Genomic DNA, 15,237 nt, shown 5'->3' with positions numbered 1-15,237 from the left:
CAAGCGGGTCATGCTTTATTATCCAGCATCTTTTTCAGACCATCGAGAGGCGTGCGGCCCACACCGCGGGCAGATGGCACGCAGGAAGCCCGGACTAATAAGATGGCATTGAAATCCCCCGCGTTTCGTAAAAAATTTCCGTTGTTGGTAACCGGCAGTTTGCTGGCACTGCAACCTCTAGCCACCTCATTCGTGGTCGCCGCGGAACAGTATGACTGCTCAGTCTCTGCTTCGGGTGCCTGGAACTGTGCGCCAAAATCGCCAGCGGCGGCATTGCCACCGCGCCCTGTCCATGAAGGCAGCGCAGTCAGCGACACCGGCGAAGCCGCAGCCCAGAGCGGTTCAACCGAAGAGACCGGCGCCAAGCCTGCGCTCGTGACCGAGTCCAAAGGTCGCGGTTTGAAGTCGCGCAGTGCAGACTACAGTCACCTCGACTGGGTTCCCCGCGAGAATCTCACAGCTGCGCAGTTGGCCGAAACAGGTCCTTACTGCTCTGGTTCCTATATCGAACCAATTCGTCCTGGCATGAATGACAAGACGAACAAAAGTGACGCGCCGACCTTCATCGGTGCCAAGGCTTCCCGCTACAACACGGAAGACCAGGTCGGCACGCTGGCCGGTGACGTCGTGTTGCGTCAGGGCAGCATGCAGGTCGAGTCCGACGAAGCCAGCCTGTATCAGGCCGAGAGCCGCGCCGAACTCAATGGCGACGTGCGCATCCGCGACAACGGCGCCCTGATCGTGGGCGACCACGCAGACGTGCAGCTCGACACGGGTGAAGCCAAGGTCGACAACGCCGAATACGTGATGCACAAATCCCGTATCCGCGGTAATGCGCTGTACGCCAAGCGTGCCGAAAACGCGATCATCCGCCTCAAGGATGGTACGTACACCACGTGCGAACCGAACAGCAATGCCTGGCAGCTCAAGGGCAACAACATCACCTTGAACCCGGCCACCGGTTTCGGTACCGCGACCAACGTGACGCTGCGCGTGAAGGACATTCCGGTTCTGTACACGCCGTACATCTACTTCCCGATCGACGACCGTCGCCAGTCGGGCTTCCTGCCGCCGACCATCGGCACCGGCAGCGATACCGGCTTCATGCTGGTTACACCGTATTACTTCAACCTGGCGCCGAACTACGACGCCACGTTGTACCCGCGCTACATGAGCAAGCACGGCCTGTTGATGGAAGGCGAGTTCCGCTACCTGACCAAGTCCAGCGAAGGCCAGTTCGGCGCTGCGTACCTCAACGACGAAGACACCGACCGCAGCAAGCAGAGCGATTATCAGAAAAATCGCTACATGTATAACTGGCAGCACAAGGGTGGTCTTGATTCACGCGTATTCACCCAGGTTGATTACACCAAGATCAGCGATCCGTATTACTTCCAGGATCTGCAGACTGATCAGATTGGCGTGAAAAGCGCTGACTATGTGAATCAGCAAGGCTCGGTCAGCTACCGTGGTGACAGCTACGTCGCTCGTGTGAACGCACAGGCTTATCAGCTGGCGACTGTGTCGAACATCACGCCGTATGACCGCTTGCCGCAGATCACTTTCAACGGTCAGTTGCCGACTCACCCGAGCGGCTTGAACCTCGATTACGAAACAGAAGTCGTGCGTTTTGATCGGGATTTGAGGAACGGCAATTTCACCGACGAAGACGGCAACGTCACGCCGCGACTGGACACCAACGTTCAAGGTTTGGCACGCGCCAACGGCGACCGCCTCAACCTTGCACCGTCCATCAGCATGCCGATGAACTGGACGTATGGTTTCCTGACACCAAAACTCAAGTACCAGTACACCCAGTACCAACTGGATCTGGACAGTATTGGCAAAAGCCAGATCGATGCTCAGGATGCAGCCGCAGCGGCAGCCGGCACTCAAAATATCAACGGTCATTTCGGCAGCAATCAGAACCGTTCGGTACCGATCGCCAGCATCGACAGCGGCCTGTACTTCGACCGCAATACCCAATGGTTCGGCAAAAACTATCGCCAGACCCTTGAGCCGCGCCTGTACTACCTCTATGTACCAGAGAAGGACCAGGAAGACATTCCTGTGTTCGACACCGGCGAATACACCTTCAACTACGCGTCGTTGTTCCGCGACAACCGCTTCTCTGGTTCCGACCGCGTCGGTGACGAGAACAAACTGTCGCTGGGCGTGACCAACCGCTGGATCGAAGACAACGGCTTCGAACGTCAACGCATCAGTGTTGGCCAGGCCTTGTACTTCAAGGATCGCGAAGTCCAGCTGCCAGGTATCGATGCCAATACCCGTGCCGATGCGCATTCCAACGTCTCACCGTACGCACTGGAATACGAATATCGCTGGAACCGCGATTGGCGCACCACCGCCGACTACAACTGGGACCCGGACAGCCGCAGCCCTCGCTCGGGCAGCGCGATGTTCCACTACCAGCCTGAAGACAACCCGAACAAGGTCATCAACGCCGGCTACCGCTATCGTAATGACCAGGTCCGTTACGACCAGAACACCGGTAAATGGTCGGTGGGCGGCGGTGACTACGGCACCCCGGGCCAACCTGGTTACGTGAAGGACTACTACAAAATCAAACAGCACGACTTCTCGGTGATCTGGCCGGTCGTGCCGCAGTGGAACGCCATCAGTCGCTGGCAGTACGACTACAACCGCAACCGTACACTTGAGGCCTTTGGTGGTTTCGAGTACGACAACTGCTGCTGGAAACTGCGCCTGATCAACCGTTACTGGGTTTCTTATGACGAATTCAGTCAGGAAGCCCCGCAAAACGAGAAAGGCGACCACGGCGTATTCCTCCAAATTGTTCTGAAGGGACTCGGCGGCCTCACTGGCGCCAAAGTAGAGAGCTTCCTCGACAAAGGCATTCAAGGTTATCGTGAACGTGAAGACCAAGCTTTCTGATTGTCTGCGCCCGCTGATGCTGGGCGCGCTGTTCCTGGGTACCGCGGCCAACGCCGCGGTTCAGTCCATCGATAAAGTGGTGGCCATCGTCGACAACGACGTGGTCATGCAGAGCCAACTGGACCAACGTGTTCATGAGGTTCAGCAAACCATCGCCAAACGCGGTACCGCCGCACCGCCAGCCAGTGTTCTGGATCAGCAGGTGCTTGAGCGCCTGATCGTCGAAAACCTGCAACTGCAGATCGGCGAACGTTCGGGCATCCGCATTACCGACGAAGAACTGAACCAGGCTGTCGGCACCATTGCCCAGCGCAATAACATGACCGTGGATCAATTCCGCGCAGCCCTGACTCACGACGGTCTGTCTTACGACGACGCCCGTGACCAGATTCGCCGTGAAATGGTCATCAGCCGTGTGCGCCAGCGTCGTGTGGCCGAGCGCATCCAGGTCTCCGAACAGGAAGTGAAGAACTTCCTCGCTTCCGACCTGGGCAAAATGCAGCTATCCGAAGAATTCCATTTGGCCAACATCCTGATTCCTACGCCGGAAAGCGCTAACTCCGACGCGATTCAGAATGCCGCCAAACAGGCCGACGCGGTTTACCAGCAGCTCAAGCAAGGCGCTGACTTCGGTCAGATGGCAATCGCCAAATCCGCCAGCGAAACTGCACTGGAAGGCGGCGACATGGGCTGGCGTAAAGCCGCTCAACTGCCACCGCCCTTCGATCGCATGCTGAGCACCATGGCTATCGGCGACGTGACTCAGCCAATGCGCACGCCAGGCGGCTTCATTATTCTGAAGATCCTCGAGAAGCGTGGCGGCGATACCCAGATGCGTGACGAAGTGCATGTGCGTCACATCCTGGTCAAACCGAGCCCGATTCGCGACGAAGAAAAAACCAAGGCCCTGGCCCAGTCGCTCTACACCCGAATTGAAGCGGGCGAAGATTTCGGCGACCTGGCAAAAAGCTACTCGGAAGACCCGGGTTCCGCCCTCAACGGTGGTGACCTGAACTGGATCGACCCGAACGCACTGGTTCCCGAGTTCCGCGAAGTGATGGCCAAGACCCCGCAAGGTCAGCTGTCCAAGCCGTTCAAGACTCAATATGGCTGGCACGTTCTGGAAGTCCTTGGCCGTCGCGCCACTGACAGCACCGCCCAGGCTCGTGAGCAGCAAGCAATGACCGTACTGCGTAACCGCAAATACGACGAAGAGCTGCAAACCTGGCTGCGTCAGATCCGTGACGAAGCGTACGTAGAGATCAAACTCCCTGGTGCAGACCAGGCAGCACAGTGAAACCCAAACGTTTCGCGCTGACACCCGGCGAACCGGCCGGCATAGGTCCCGACCTGTGCCTGCTGCTCGCCTCGCAAGCCCAGCCACATCCCCTGATTGCCATTACCAGCCACGACCTGCTCCTTGAGCGGGCCGTGCAACTGGGCGTGGCGGTCAATTTGCTGCCGGTCACCCCGGACAGCTGGCCGGATGTACCCGCGCCAGCCAACAGCCTGTATGTCTGGGACACACCGCTCAATGCCAACGTCATCGCCGGGCAACTGGACAAAGCCAATGCGGCGTTTGTCCTGGAAACCCTGACGCGTGCTGGCCAAGGCTGCCTGGACGGGCACTTTGCCGGGATGATCACCGCCCCTGTGCACAAGGGCGTGATCAACGAGTCCGGCATCGCCTTTTCCGGTCACACAGAATTTCTCGCCGACCTGACCCATACCGCGCAAGTGGTCATGATGCTCGCCACTCGCGGTTTGCGCGTGGCGCTGGTCACCACTCACCTGCCCCTTCGCGAGATCGCCGATGCGATCACGCCGGAGCGCCTGGAGCGGGTTACGCGAATCCTGCACGCCGATCTGCAACAAAAATTCGGCATCGCCCAGCCACGTATCCTGGTTTGCGGGCTCAACCCCCACGCCGGTGAAGGTGGACACCTGGGCCACGAAGAAATCGACATCATCGAACCTACATTAGAGCGCCTGCGCGGTGAGGGCATGGACCTTCGTGGCCCCCTGCCCGCCGACACTCTGTTCACCCCCAAATATCTGGAGCACTGCGATGCAGTGCTGGCGATGTACCACGACCAGGGCCTGCCCGTGCTGAAATACAAAGGCTTCGGCGCAGCCGTCAACGTGACGCTGGGCTTGCCGATCATCCGCACGTCGGTTGACCACGGCACCGCCCTGGACCTGGCCGGCAGCGGAAAAATCGACACCGGCAGCCTGCAAGTCGCCCTTGAAACCGCCTACCAGATGGCCGAGACCCGTTTATGACCGAGCATTACCAACACCGGGCGCGCAAGCGTTTTGGCCAGAACTTCCTCCACGATGCGGGCGTTATCGACCGCATCCTGCGCTCCATCCATGCCAAGCCTGAAGACCGTCTGCTGGAAATCGGCCCTGGCCAGGGCGCATTGACCCAAGGCCTGCTGGGCAGCGGCGCGCAGCTCGACGTGGTGGAACTGGACAAGGACCTGATCCCGATTCTCAACCAGCAGTTTGCCGGCAAGAGCAATTTCAACCTGCATCAGGGCGATGCGCTGAAGTTCGACTTCAACAGCCTGAACGCCGCACCGGGCAGCCTTCGGGTGGTTGGCAACCTGCCGTACAACATCTCTACACCGCTGATTTTTCACCTGCTGCACAACGCCAGCCTGATCCGCGACATGCACTTCATGTTGCAGAAGGAAGTGGTCGAGCGGATGGCGGCCGGTCCTGGCGGTGGCGACTGGGGTCGTCTATCGATCATGGTTCAGTATCACTGCCGGGTCGAACACCTGTTCAATGTGGGCCCCGGCGCATTCAATCCGCCGCCGAAAGTCGACTCGGCCATCGTGCGCCTGGTGCCTCACGCCGTACTCCCGCACCCAGCCAAAGATCACAAGCTGCTGGAACGTGTCGTGCGTGAAGCCTTCAACCAGCGCCGCAAGACCCTGCGCAACACGCTCAAACTGCTGCTGAGCAACGACGAGATCACAGCCGCCGGCGTCGACGGCAGCTTGCGCCCCGAGCAGCTCGATCTGGCCGCCTTCGTGCGCCTTGCCGACAAGCTCAGCGAACAAGTCCTGCAAAAGCCTGCCGATATCTGACACGCCGCCAGCGTTTATCGGGTAGGACACCAGCGCCCATGTCTGGTTTACTATCCGATACTTGGCCTAGACTGATTAATGTCAGCTACGCCCCGCGTCCCGCTTCGTTTTTAAGGCCTCTTGAATGTCCGATCCTCGCTATCAGGTCGACGTCAGCGTCGTCACCCGCTATCTGGCAGAACAATCGCAACCCGAGCAAGATCGCTTTGCCTTCGCTTACACCATCACCGTGCACAACAATGGCGAGTTACCGGCCAAGTTGCTGTCGCGGCACTGGGTGATCACCGATGGTGACGGGCATGTCGAGGAGGTTCGCGGTGCGGGGGTGGTCGGCCAGCAACCGCTGATCGAGGCAGGCGAGAGCCACACCTACAGCAGCGGCACTGTCATGACCTCCAAGGTCGGCACCATGCAAGGGACCTATCAAATGCTCGCCGATGACGGCAAGCATTTCGACGCCATCATCAGGCCATTCCGCTTGGCGGTCCCTGGAGCCCTGCACTGATGGCGACGTATGCCGTCGGCGACCTGCAAGGTTGCCTCGAGCCACTGCAGTGCCTGCTCAAACAGGTCGCTTTTGACCCTGCTCACGACAAACTCTGGCTGGTGGGCGACCTGGTCAACCGCGGCCCGCAGTCGCTGCAAACGCTGCGCTTCCTTTATAGCATCCGCGAATCGCTGGTCTGCGTGCTTGGCAACCATGACCTGCATTTGCTGGCCGCCGGGAAGAACATCGAACGCTTGAAAAAAGCCGATACCCTGAGCGAAATCCTCCAGGCACCCGATTGCGCCGATCTGCTGGACTGGCTGCGTCGGCAAAAACTCATGCACTACGACGAGCAACGAAACGTTGCATTGGTGCATGCCGGCATTCCACCGCAATGGTCGCTGCGCAAAGCCTTGAAGTGCGCTGCCGAGGTCGAGACGGCGCTGTGCGACGATAATCTGTTCTCGCCCTACCTCGATGGCATGTACGGCAACGAGCCGGTGAAATGGGACGGCGACCTCAAAGGTGTTACGCGCCTTCGAGTCATCACTAACTATTTCACCCGCATGCGTTTCTGTACTGCCGACGGCAAATTGGATCTCAAGACCAAAGAAGGCCTTGGGACCGCACCGCCAGGCTACAAACCCTGGTTCCAGCACAAGGATCGCAAGACCAAAGGCCTGCGAATTATTTTCGGCCATTGGGCTGCGCTGGAAGGCCAATGCGACGAGCCAGGCATTTCGGCACTCGACACCGGTTGCGTCTGGGGCGGCGCCCTGACCCTGATGAACGTCGACAGCGGTGTACGCCTGACCTGTAAATGCGACGAGCATGGCAATGCCGCCGTGCCGCCAGTCGCCCTACCCATTTCCGAACCATCGTCAGCCAGCGCCCCGCGCTAGACTGCGCTTTCAGCCGAGCCACAGGAGCACGCCATGAGCGAATTCAAACGTATCCCCCCGGAACAGGCCCAGGCCCTGCGCGAGCAAGGTGCCGTGGTGGTCGACGTCCGTGATCCTGCGACTTTTGCCGCGCTGCACATCAGTGGCTCGAAGCACCTGGACAATCACTCGCTGCATGCCTTTATCCAGGGTGCCGACCTCGATGCGCCGACCGTGGTGGTCTGTTACCACGGCAACTCCAGCCAGGGCGCTGCCGCCTACCTGATCAGCCAGGGTTTCTCCGACGTCTACAGCATGGATGGCGGTTTTGAGCTGTGGCGCACGACGTATCCTGCGGAAACGGCGCAAGGCACCAGCGAATAATATTTTTGTAACGCGCAAGCCCCGGCCCCCGCGGGCTAGCGCGGTGGCAGACGAACGGTCTGCCACAACTAATTACGCATCCGTCCTTTACCTCCCGAATTCCCAACTATCCTTAAGCGCAGGCCATCCAAAACAGGGGAGAGCCGGTACACCGGCGCGCGGATCATCGGGAGTAGCTTTCGGGGTCGTCATTTCCGAAAGAGTTCTGGGGGGTAAACAGCGACCGCCTGTTCGGTTGCTGCCAGCATCGACTGAGTGATCCGGCGTCGGCTCCACGTATCGAGCGAGGTGACGTCATGAGTATCTTTAGCCACTTCCAACAACGCTTCGAGTCCACACGCCAGGAAGAACTCTCGCTGCAAGAGTATCTTGAGCTGTGCAAAAAGGACCGCAGCGCCTACGTTTCCGCCGCCGAGCGTCTGCTGCTGGCCATCGGGGAACCGGAGCTGCTCGACACCTCGACCAACTCGAGACTGTCGCGAATCTTTTCCAACAAGGTGATCCGCCGCTATCCGGCCTTTGAAGACTTCCACGGGATGGAAGAATGCATCGACCAGATCGTCTCGTATTTCCGCCATGCCGCTCAGGGCCTGGAAGAGAAGAAACAAATCCTCTATCTGCTCGGCCCCGTCGGTGGCGGTAAATCGTCCCTGGCCGAGAAGCTGAAACAACTGATCGAGAAAGTGCCCTTCTATGCAATCAAGGGCTCACCGGTTTTCGAATCGCCCCTGGGTCTGTTCAACGCCACCGAAGATGGCGCGATCCTCGAGGAAGACTTCGGCATTCCCCGTCGCTACCTCAACACCATCATGTCGCCATGGGCTACCAAGCGCCTGGCCGAGTTCGGTGGTGACATCAGCCAGTTCCGCGTAGTGAAACTCTACCCGTCGATCCTCAACCAGATCGCCGTGGCCAAAACCGAGCCGGGAGATGAAAACAACCAGGACATCTCGGCACTGGTGGGCAAGGTCGATATCCGCAAACTGGAAGAATTCCCGCAGAACGACGCCGACGCCTACAGCTACTCGGGCGCCCTGTGCCGGGCCAACCAGGGCCTGATGGAATTCGTCGAAATGTTCAAGGCACCGATCAAGGTGCTGCACCCACTCCTGACCGCCACCCAGGAAGGCAATTACAACAGTACCGAAGGCCTCGGGGCGATTCCGTTTACCGGGATCCTGCTGGCCCACTCCAACGAATCGGAATGGCATACCTTCCGTAACAACAAAAACAACGAAGCCTTCATCGACCGGATCTACATCGTCAAAGTGCCGTACTGCCTGCGGGTCAGCGACGAAGTGAAGATCTACGACAAACTGCTGTTCAACAGTTCGCTGGCGAAGGCTCACTGCGCGCCAGACACGTTGAAGATGCTCGCCCAGTTCACCGTACTGTCGCGCCTTAAAGAGCCTGAAAACTCCAACATCTACTCCAAGATGCGCGTGTATGACGGCGAGAACCTCAAGGACACCGATCCGAAGGCCAAGTCGATCCAGGAATACCGCGACAACGCCGGTGTCGACGAAGGCATGAACGGCCTGTCGACCCGCTTCGCGTTCAAGATCCTGTCGAAGGTCTTCAACTTCGACCCGCACGAAATTGCCGCCAACCCGGTGCATTTGTTGTATGTGCTGGAACAACAGATCGAACAGGAACAATTCCAGGCTGAAACCCGCGAACGCTACCTGCGCTTCCTCAAAGAGTACCTGGCGCCGCGTTATATCGAGTTCATCGGCAAAGAAATCCAGACGGCCTACCTCGAGTCTTACAGCGAGTACGGCCAGAACATCTTCGATCGCTATGTGCTGTACGCCGACTTCTGGATCCAGGACCAGGAATACCGCGACCCGGAAACCGGCGAGATCCTCAACCGTGTGGCATTGAACGAAGAGCTGGAGAAAATCGAAAAACCGGCTGGTATCAGCAATCCCAAGGATTTCCGCAACGAGATCGTCAACTTCGTTTTGCGCGCCCGGGCCAACAACAATGGCAAAAATCCGACCTGGCTCAGCTACGAAAAACTGCGGGTAGTCATCGAGAAGAAAATGTTCTCCAACACCGAAGACCTCCTGCCGGTCATCAGCTTCAATGCCAAGGCCAGCAAAGAGGACCAGCAAAAACACAACGACTTTGTCACTCGAATGGTCGAACGGGGCTACACCGACAAACAGGTACGACTGCTGTCCGAGTGGTACCTGCGGGTCAGAAAATCCCAATAAGGGAGCTGCAAGCGGCAAACGACAACGTATCGCCACAAGCGCTTGGTTTGCGCAGTATTTGTGGCCATATGTCGCGCGCCGCTTGTTTCTGAAGCTTCTGTCTTGCAGCTTGAAGCTTATGACTCGAAGCTCCCCGGAGGGCCTATGAGCTATGTGATCGACCGACGTCTCAATGGCAAGAACAAGAGCACGGTGAACCGTCAGCGGTTTCTGCGGCGCTACCGTGATCACATCAAGAAAGCCGTCGAAGAGGCGGTCAGCCGGCGTTCCATTACCGATATGGAACACGGTGAACAGATCAGCATTCCCGGCCGCGACATCGACGAGCCGGTGCTTCACCACGGGCGCGGCGGCAAACAGACCGTCGTGCATCCGGGCAACAAGGAATTCACCAGTGGCGAGCACATTGCCCGCCCACCAGGAGGGGGCGGCGGTCGAGGCCCCGGCAAGGCCGGCAACTCGGGTGAAGGGATGGACGAGTTCGTCTTCCAGATCACGCAGGAAGAGTTTCTTGAATTCATGTTCGAGGACCTTGAGCTGCCGAACCTGGTCAAGCGCAACCTGACGGGTACCGACACCTTCAAGACCGTTCGAGCCGGGATCAGTAACGAGGGCAACCCGTCGCGGATCAACATCATCCGTACCCTGCGCTCAGCCCACGCACGGCGCATTGCCCTCTCCGGCAGCAGCCGCGCAAAACTGCGTGAAGCCAAAGAAGAACTGCTGCGTCTCAAACAGGAAGAGCCGGACAACTTCGGCGATATCCAGGAAATCGAAGCCGAAATCGAAAAACTCAGCGCGCGCATTCACCGCGTGCCGTTCCTCGATACTTTCGACCTCAAGTACAACCTGCTCATCAAGCAACCCAACCCCAGTTCGAAGGCCGTTATGTTCTGCCTGATGGACGTGTCCGGCTCGATGACCCAGGCGACGAAGGACATCGCCAAGCGCTTCTTCATCTTGCTGTACCTGTTCCTCAAGCGGAACTACGACAAGATTGATGTCGTGTTCATCCGCCACCACACCAGCGCCCGGGAAGTCGACGAGGAAGAATTCTTCTACTCTCGCGAAACCGGCGGCACCATTGTCTCCAGCGCCTTGAAGCTGATGCAGGAAATCATGGCCGAGCGCTATCCGAGCAATGAGTGGAACATCTACGCCGCCCAAGCCTCCGACGGCGACAACTGGAACGACGATTCGCCTATCTGCCGCGACATTTTGATCAACCAGATCATGCCGTTCGTGCAGTACTACACTTACGTTGAGATAACCCCGCGGGAACACCAGGCCCTGTGGTTCGAGTACGAACGCATCGCCGAAGCCTTTTCCGACACGTTCGCCCAGCAACAACTGGTCTCGGCCGGGGATATCTATCCGGTCTTCCGTGAACTCTTCCAGCGCAGGTTAGTGACATGACCGCCAAAGAGCAGAAGCGCCAACCCATTTCCACCGGCTCTGAATGGACCTTCGAGCTGATCCAGGCCTACGACCGCGAAATCAGTCGTATTGCGGCTGGTTACGCGCTCGATACCTACCCCAACCAGATCGAAGTGATCACCGCCGAGCAGATGATGGACGCCTATGCGTCGGTCGGTATGCCGCTGGGTTACCACCATTGGTCTTACGGCAAACACTTCCTCAGCACCGAAAAATCCTACTCCCGCGGCCAGATGGGCCTGGCCTACGAGATCGTGATCAACTCGGACCCTTGCATTGCCTACCTGATGGAAGAAAACACCATCTGCATGCAGGCACTGGTGGTGGCACATGCCTGCTACGGCCATAACAGCTTCTTCAAAGGCAACTACCTGTTCCGGACCTGGACCGATGCCAGTTCGATCATCGATTACCTGGTCTTCGCCAAGCAGTACATCATGCAATGTGAAGAGCGCCACGGTATCGACGCGGTCGAGGATCTGCTCGACTCTTGCCATGCCCTGATGAATTACGGCGTTGATCGCTACAAACGGCCCTATCCGATTTCTGCGGAAGAAGAACGTCGCCGGCAGAAGGATCGGGAGGAGCATTTGCAGAAGCAGATCAACGATCTGTGGCGCACCATTCCGAAAGGCGCGGACAAATACAGCGACAAGGACAACGCGCGCTTCCCCGCCGAACCTCAGGAAAACATCCTCTATTTCATCGAAAAACACGCGCCGCTGCTGGAACCGTGGCAGCGGGAAATCGTGCGGATCGTGCGCAAGATTGCCCAGTATTTTTATCCACAACGCCAGACACAGGTAATGAACGAAGGCTGGGCCACGTTCTGGCACTACACCCTGATGAACGATTTGTACGACGAAGGCCTGGTCACCGACGGCTTCATGATGGAGTTCCTGACATCCCATACCAGCGTGGTTTACCAACCGGGGTTCGACAGCCCTTACTACAACGGGATAAACCCCTACACCTTGGGTTTTGCGATGTACCGCGATATTCGGCGCATGTGCGAAAGCCCGACGGAAGAGGATTACCGCTGGTTCCCGGAAATTGCCGGCACGGATTGGCTGTCGACTATCAAGTTCGCCATGAGCAGCTTCAAGGATGAGAGCTTCATCCTGCAGTACTTGTCACCCAAGGTGATCCGCGATCTAAAACTGTTCAGCATTCTCGATGACGACCAGAAAGACGACCTGCTGGTCCCGGCGATTCACGATGAAGATGGCTACCGCGTCATCCGGGAAACCCTGGCGGCGCAGTACAACCTTGGCAATCGTGAACCCAACGTGCAGATCTACAGCATCGACCGGCGTGGCGACCGCTCCCTGACCCTGCGTCATCAACAACACGACCGCAAACCGCTGGGCGAATCCACCGAGGAAGTGCTCAAACACCTGCACCGGCTCTGGGGTTTCGACATCCATCTGGAAACCCTGCAAGGGGATCAGGTGATGAAAACCCACCATGTGCCGCCCAGAAACGAGCACAGCGAAGGCGATTACGGCCGGCTGGACTTGGCCGTCATCCATCTTTGATTCTGTTTCGGCCTCCGGAAGTTCGACGCAAAGGTTATTCTGTCGAGCTAACGGAGGTTTTTTATGCAGATTTATAAAGTCGGCGGTGCAGTACGTGATCGCCTGCTGGGCAAACCTGTCACCGACATCGATTGGGTCGTGGTAGGCGCCACCACCGAAGAGATGCTCGCCAAGGGCTATCGCCCGGTGGGCGCTGACTTTCCGGTTTTTCTTCACCCTAAAAGCGGCGAGGAATACGCCCTCGCCCGCACCGAACGCAAAAGCGGACGTGGTTACGGCGGTTTCACCTTCCATGCCAGCCCCGATGTCACCCTCGAAGAAGACCTTATCCGACGCGACCTGACGATCAACGCGATGGCCGAAGACGATCAGCACAACCTGACGGATCCGTACCATGGCCAGCGCGATCTTGAAGCGAGAGTACTCCGCCACGTTTCCCCCGCTTTCGCCGAAGATCCGCTCAGGGTTCTACGCGTAGCCCGCTTTGCGGCGCGTTATGCGGGGCTGGGTTTTACCGTTGCCCCGGAAACGCTGGAGCTGATGCGCCAGCTCAGCGAATCAGGCGAACTCGAAGCCTTGACCGCCGAACGCAGCTGGAAAGAAATCTCCCGCGCACTGATGGAAGATCAGCCACAAGTGTTCATCGAGACACTTCGTCAGTGCGGCGCGCTCAAGGTGCTGATGCCGGAAGTCGACGCGTTATTTGGTGTGCCGCAACCGGAAATCCATCACCCGGAAATAGACAGCGGCGTGCATACCCTAGGCGTGCTGGAGCAAGCGGCGCTGCACAAACAGCCGTTGACCGTGCGCTGGGCTTGCTTGCTGCATGACGTGGGTAAAGGGCTGACACCCGAGGGCGAGTGGCCACGGCACATCGCTCACGAACACAAAGGCTTGAAGCCGATCAAAGCGGTCAACGAACGTTTCAAGGCGCCGAAGGACTGCCAGGAACTGGCATTGTTGGTGGGTCAATACCACACCCATGGCCACCGGGCACTGGAACTGAAGCCTTCGACGTTGCTGGAGCTGCTGCAGAGTTTCGATGTTTACCGACGACCGCAGCGTTTTGAGGAGTTTATTGCGGCGTGTGAGATGGATGCGCGCGGGCGCAAGGGGTTGGAGCAGAGAAGTTATCCACAGGCGGACTATTTGCGCGGGGCAGCAGCTGCGGCTCGCGGTGTGGCGGTTCAACCGCTGCTGGAGCAGGGATTCAAGGGACCGGAGCTGGGAGAAGCGATCAAGCGAGAGCGGCTCAAGGCGCTGAAAGCCTACAAAGAGGCGGCATCGGCCTAAAAGCTTCGTCGGAACGCCGCCCGGAGCAGGCTCGCTCCCACAGGGAATTGCTTAACCCTGTAGGAGCGAGCCTGCTCGCGATGGCGTCAGTCAGTTCACAACAAATTCGAAGGCGTCAGCTGCTCCCCACGCCACACAAATCCCACCGGCGCCAACACCTGATCAATCTGCGCCTCTTCCCACAAGGCCGCAAAGCGCTTGCCTACGCCCGGATGCACACGGTCTGGCGCAATCAGCGACAACGGCCACAACACAAAAGCATTTTTCAGAATTTCGGCACGAGGAAGGATCAATCCGTCGAAATTGCCGACAAGATCGCCAAACAACAACACGTCGATATCCAGCGGCAAGCCCTTGCGATCCGGTGCGTATCGACCGTTGTCTGCCTCGATGAACTTGAGTCGGCGGTCGAGCTCCATCAGGGGCAGATCGGTGTAGGCGGAGACCACGAAATTGAAGAACGGCCCACTCTTGATGCCCACTGGCTGGCTTTCGAATACCGCCGAGCAGCGTAAATCCACCAGAAAACCCGCCAAGGCTTCCAGGCCTGCGCGCAAATGGGTTTCGCGCTCGATATTGCTACCGAGCCCGAGGTACACCTGTGTCAGCGACATCCGCGCTCGATCTCCACGCCCACGCCACCCGTGGCGGCCGGGACGGCGCCTGGTTTAGTCAACTTGAGGCGCACCCAGGTGATCTTGAATTCGCTCATGAGCACCTCAACCAGGCGCTCGGCGAACGTCTCGACCAGCTGGAACTGCGCCTGCTCGGCAAACGCCTGGATACGGGACGACACACTGGCGTAATCAAGCGCCAGTGTCAGGTCATCGCCAGCGGCTGCCGGGCGATTGTCCCAGGCAAAACTCAGATCAAGTCGCAAGCACTGTCGGATGCCTCGCTCCCAGTCGTAGGCACCAATCACGGTGTCGACTTCCAGGCCCTCGATAAACACTCTGTCCAAGCACTTTTCTCCGCTGCACGACA

At 58.4% G+C, this 15,237-nt stretch carries 13 protein-coding genes; 11 read left to right on the top strand and 2 right to left on the bottom strand.

Annotation, left to right across the window (positions count from 1 at the left end; translation table 11 throughout):
- Positions 1-102: 102 nt before the first annotated feature.
- The 11 genes from EJA72_RS22490 (at position 103) to EJA72_RS22440 (ending at position 14,253) form a co-directional block, all read left to right on the top strand.
- On the top strand, positions 103-2,916 hold the full coding sequence (locus tag EJA72_RS22490; RefSeq protein ID WP_157713811.1) for an LPS-assembly protein LptD: 2,814 nt from the start codon (positions 103-105) through the stop codon (positions 2,914-2,916).
- The gene (surA, locus tag EJA72_RS22485) at positions 2,891-4,213 is read left to right on the top strand and encodes a peptidylprolyl isomerase SurA (protein WP_178129531.1); all 1,323 of its coding nucleotides are present in this window, start codon (positions 2,891-2,893) and stop codon (positions 4,211-4,213) included. Before EJA72_RS22490 ends, surA begins: the two co-directional genes overlap by 26 nt.
- Positions 4,210-5,199 (top strand): 4-hydroxythreonine-4-phosphate dehydrogenase PdxA, encoded by a 990-nt coding sequence (gene pdxA / locus EJA72_RS22480; protein WP_178129530.1) that lies wholly within the window; start codon positions 4,210-4,212, stop codon positions 5,197-5,199. The genes surA and pdxA overlap by 4 nt, the downstream gene beginning before the upstream one ends.
- Positions 5,196-6,014 carry a 16S rRNA (adenine(1518)-N(6)/adenine(1519)-N(6))-dimethyltransferase RsmA gene (gene rsmA, locus EJA72_RS22475; RefSeq protein ID WP_157713809.1) on the top strand — a complete coding sequence of 273 codons (819 nt, stop codon included), beginning with the start codon at positions 5,196-5,198 and terminating at the stop codon, positions 6,012-6,014. Before pdxA ends, rsmA begins: the two co-directional genes overlap by 4 nt.
- A gap of 124 nt (positions 6,015-6,138) precedes the next feature.
- The gene (gene apaG, locus EJA72_RS22470) at positions 6,139-6,519 is read left to right on the top strand and encodes a Co2+/Mg2+ efflux protein ApaG (RefSeq protein ID WP_157713807.1); all 381 of its coding nucleotides are present in this window, start codon (positions 6,139-6,141) and stop codon (positions 6,517-6,519) included.
- A complete protein-coding gene (locus EJA72_RS22465; protein ID WP_157713805.1) occupies positions 6,519-7,403 on the top strand; it encodes a symmetrical bis(5'-nucleosyl)-tetraphosphatase in 885 nt (294 codons plus the stop codon). Before apaG ends, EJA72_RS22465 begins: the two co-directional genes overlap by 1 nt.
- A gap of 33 nt (positions 7,404-7,436) precedes the next feature.
- Positions 7,437-7,766: a thiosulfate sulfurtransferase GlpE gene (glpE, locus tag EJA72_RS22460; protein ID WP_008061556.1), complete on the top strand. Its 330-nt coding sequence runs from the start codon at positions 7,437-7,439 to the stop codon at positions 7,764-7,766.
- A gap of 296 nt (positions 7,767-8,062) precedes the next feature.
- Positions 8,063-9,985, top strand: coding sequence for a PrkA family serine protein kinase (locus EJA72_RS22455; protein ID WP_008027052.1), 1,923 nt, complete (start codon positions 8,063-8,065; stop codon positions 9,983-9,985).
- Positions 9,986-10,129: 144 nt separating this feature from the next.
- The gene (locus tag EJA72_RS22450; RefSeq protein ID WP_007980218.1) at positions 10,130-11,401 is read left to right on the top strand and encodes a YeaH/YhbH family protein; all 1,272 of its coding nucleotides are present in this window, start codon (positions 10,130-10,132) and stop codon (positions 11,399-11,401) included.
- Positions 11,398-12,960 carry a SpoVR family protein gene (locus EJA72_RS22445; RefSeq protein ID WP_157713803.1) on the top strand — a complete coding sequence of 521 codons (1,563 nt, stop codon included), beginning with the start codon at positions 11,398-11,400 and terminating at the stop codon, positions 12,958-12,960. Before EJA72_RS22450 ends, EJA72_RS22445 begins: the two co-directional genes overlap by 4 nt.
- 63 nt (positions 12,961-13,023) lie before the next feature.
- Positions 13,024-14,253 carry a multifunctional CCA addition/repair protein gene (locus tag EJA72_RS22440; protein ID WP_157713801.1) on the top strand — a complete coding sequence of 410 codons (1,230 nt, stop codon included), beginning with the start codon at positions 13,024-13,026 and terminating at the stop codon, positions 14,251-14,253.
- A gap of 95 nt (positions 14,254-14,348) precedes the next feature.
- Here the strand turns inward: EJA72_RS22440 and folK are convergent, their stop codons facing one another.
- On the bottom strand, positions 14,349-14,867 hold the full coding sequence (gene folK, locus EJA72_RS22435) for a 2-amino-4-hydroxy-6-hydroxymethyldihydropteridine diphosphokinase (protein WP_157713799.1): 519 nt from the start codon (positions 14,865-14,867) through the stop codon (positions 14,349-14,351).
- Entirely contained in the window at positions 14,858-15,214 is a 357-nt protein-coding gene (gene folB / locus EJA72_RS22430; protein WP_007993198.1) for a dihydroneopterin aldolase, read from the bottom strand. Before folB ends, folK begins: the two co-directional genes overlap by 10 nt.
- Positions 15,215-15,237: the final 23 nt, after the last annotated feature.

Source organism: Pseudomonas sp. PB120, from assembly GCF_009761815.1.
Classification (GTDB): domain Bacteria; phylum Pseudomonadota; class Gammaproteobacteria; order Pseudomonadales; family Pseudomonadaceae; genus Aquipseudomonas.
The sequence above is the reverse complement of the archived record's forward strand: the minus strand, read 5'-3'. Positions and strand labels throughout refer to the sequence as shown.

Bases quoted from the DNA above. Each gene is read 5' to 3' on its own strand.
- EJA72_RS22490 (WP_157713811.1), top strand. From the start codon at position 103: ATGGCATTGAAATCCCCCGCGTTTCGTAAAAAATTTCCGTTGTTGGTA.
- rsmA (WP_157713809.1), top strand. From the start codon at position 5,196: ATGACCGAGCATTACCAACACCGGGCGCGCAAGCGTTTTGGCCAGAAC.
- apaG (WP_157713807.1), top strand. From the start codon at position 6,139: ATGTCCGATCCTCGCTATCAGGTCGACGTCAGCGTCGTCACCCGCTAT.
- EJA72_RS22465 (WP_157713805.1), top strand. From the start codon at position 6,519: ATGGCGACGTATGCCGTCGGCGACCTGCAAGGTTGCCTCGAGCCACTG.
- glpE (WP_008061556.1), top strand. From the start codon at position 7,437: ATGAGCGAATTCAAACGTATCCCCCCGGAACAGGCCCAGGCCCTGCGC.
- EJA72_RS22455 (WP_008027052.1), top strand. From the start codon at position 8,063: ATGAGTATCTTTAGCCACTTCCAACAACGCTTCGAGTCCACACGCCAG.
- EJA72_RS22450 (WP_007980218.1), top strand. From the start codon at position 10,130: ATGAGCTATGTGATCGACCGACGTCTCAATGGCAAGAACAAGAGCACG.
- EJA72_RS22445 (WP_157713803.1), top strand. From the start codon at position 11,398: ATGACCGCCAAAGAGCAGAAGCGCCAACCCATTTCCACCGGCTCTGAA.
- EJA72_RS22440 (WP_157713801.1), top strand. From the start codon at position 13,024: ATGCAGATTTATAAAGTCGGCGGTGCAGTACGTGATCGCCTGCTGGGC.
- folK (WP_157713799.1), bottom strand. From the start codon at position 14,867: ATGTCGCTGACACAGGTGTACCTCGGGCTCGGTAGCAATATCGAGCGC.